Consider the following 2,266-nt stretch of genomic DNA (forward strand, 5'->3'; position numbering starts at 1 on the left):
GTGCCTCCGACCAAATCACCAGTCGGGGGATGGAATCAGAATTCCGCAGCCAGGGGAATCCTCAACGCGATTCCGCGTTCAATGGACGCGCTCTAGATTCCGAGGCCGTCGTCCAGGCTATCCTGCCTGAGAAGGATGTTGACGGACTCCATGTTGTGAATGCCGGAAAATTGGCGACAGGCGACTCGGAAACCGGCCTCCTTTCCTGCACACCGGCGGGCGCAATGGTTCTCGTACGACACGTTTACGGTGCCGATTTGTCGGGTCTCAATGCCGTGGTCATTGGCCGCTCTAATCTGTTCGGAAACCCAATGGCGCAACTTCTGCTCTGCGCGAATGCAACCGTAACCGTGGCCCATTCAAAGACGAAGAAAATCTTCATCTTATTGCTCAATCAGCAGACATTCTCGTCGCGGCAGTTGGAAGGCCACAGTTGGTTACGGCGGGTTGGGTGAAGGCCGGAGCCACCGTGATCGACGTCGGGATAAATCGTCTCTCGGCCTCCGAACGTGGTGAAGGTAAGACCAGGCTGGTCGGGGATGTCAATTTCGCGGAAGTCCGCAACATTGCAGGAGCAATTACCCCGTTCCCGGAGGTGTAGGACCGATGACAATTGCGATGCTGATGGCGAACACTGTCACGGCAGCCTTTCGCTCAGACCCTACTATTCAAAGGGAGCAGCATCGCTTTGGGCATGCTTTTCAGTGGTCTTCGAAAAGATTTCGGTATCTGCAACAGCCGACTTGTCGTCACAATCGCGAGGTGGATAGGGTAGGCCTGCCATCGCACATAACGTCATATGATTTGTTGGATGTTCCTGACGGGTTGGATTTAGCAGTCTTCTCAATAGCGCGATGATATAACGAAAGGATCGCATTGCATGCCTGGCTATCCACGCGTACTCCCCTTCCCGACGAAGCGGGATACCTAAAATCCGGGCGATTTCGTTCTGATCGTGGTGTAACATTCACGCTTCTCGTCCCATTGTTGTCGATTGCTTACCACCCACCCGACGGTCGAGGGCATCTCCCCAAAAAATAGCGTCGTCAGGATCTCAGTCCTCGCACTGGGTTACTATCGCAGAGCGAGAAATCATTTCACGAACGCTCGGGTGAGACCTATCGAGCGATCAACAATCACTACGACTGCTAGGGTCAATACAATCGGAAGCACGGATATTGCGGCCACCAATAGATCCGTACTCGTATCGACGTGTTGGTACATCGCCGCGGGCAGTGTCGTTATACGGGGTCCCGTCACAAAAAGCGATATGACAACTTCGTCAAACGATACCAGAAAGGCAAGCGCGCAAGTCGCCACAAGACCCGGAGCCATTAGTGGCAACGTCACGCGACGGATCACGACGAGTGGTGAAGCCCCAAGCGTCGACGCCGCCTCCTCCAAAGCTATCGGCAACCCCGCCAGCGAAGTCGTCAAAACCCGCATTGTGTAGGACAATACGATGGCTAGATGCGCGATAACTATTTTAGGTGCCTCGAATAGACGCCCTTCCACTCCATCGCAAAACCGGTGTCTCCAAAAAAGCCGTGTGCAGAGGGAAGGAAATGCAAGAGACGATGATGTAAGCCGCCACCAGTGCATATGCGAAGTCGCCCAGCAGGAAGCTGCCTTCAACGATCGCCTTAGGGAAAAACCCGATGAAGAAAATAGCTGTAATAAAAATTAGCATCGAACTCGTCAGTAAAGATGAAGAAACCTTGTCGTCAAAGGTCTCGCCGACAATGACCGAGGTTTAGTGCTGAAGATCGCTAAGGCGACGACGACAGCCAAGGCTCTCCACGAATAGCGCACGATCAAGAAGGCCATCAGTGCGAACATCAATGAGATGCGCATTTCCTGAATAAGCGTCCACATCGGCGGATTCAGCGAAATGCTAGAGTAATCGACTGCGATCATGAGCAGGTGGGATGCAACGGGTCGAAAATCGACCGGTGTTCCCCCAATCGGGTTCTACGAGCTGTCGCGTTGTGGCCAGCCTTTGCCCAGCATTGATGCGAAATGGACACGGCAACATTCGATACATGGATGTCTCCAATCAAAACAATCGATTTCTGCAGTTGCCAATCAGAGCATAACGCTTGGCAGGTTACGACGCTCATTGCGTAAGGGCTATCTGCGAGGCCAACAACGACGTATCTTCGAGAGGCGAACGCTATGCGCGCGGCTCATTAACAGGGAACGAATATGGAAAGACGTGACTTCATCAAACGTTTGGCAATGCTTGCTGCTTGCCCGCTTTGCGTCA

General features: G+C 53.1%; 2 protein-coding genes and 2 pseudogenes. 3 read left to right on the forward strand and 1 reads right to left on the reverse strand.

Annotation, left to right across the window (positions count from 1 at the left end):
* Positions 1-455, forward strand: a pseudogene (locus BSG20_RS39130) (hypothetical protein); the annotation flags it as partial.
* Positions 404-858 (forward strand): annotated as a pseudogene (locus BSG20_RS39135) (hypothetical protein). The pseudogenes BSG20_RS39130 and BSG20_RS39135, both read left to right, overlap by 52 nt.
* Positions 859-1,092: 234 nt before the next feature.
* Here BSG20_RS39135 and BSG20_RS35165 read toward each other — a convergent pair.
* Positions 1,093-1,602 (reverse strand): ABC transporter permease, encoded by a 510-nt coding sequence (locus BSG20_RS35165; RefSeq protein ID WP_083540082.1) that lies wholly within the window; start codon positions 1,600-1,602, stop codon positions 1,093-1,095.
* 603 nt (positions 1,603-2,205) lie between these two features.
* Between BSG20_RS35165 and BSG20_RS39140 the strand changes: the two genes are divergently transcribed.
* The coding region (locus BSG20_RS39140; RefSeq protein ID WP_143147631.1) for a twin-arginine translocation signal domain-containing protein at positions 2,206-2,266 on the forward strand (61 nt) is incomplete at its 3' end.

This window comes from Rhizobium tibeticum (genome assembly GCF_900110205.1).
In the GTDB taxonomy this organism is placed as follows: Bacteria; Pseudomonadota; Alphaproteobacteria; order Rhizobiales; family Rhizobiaceae; genus Rhizobium; species Rhizobium tibeticum.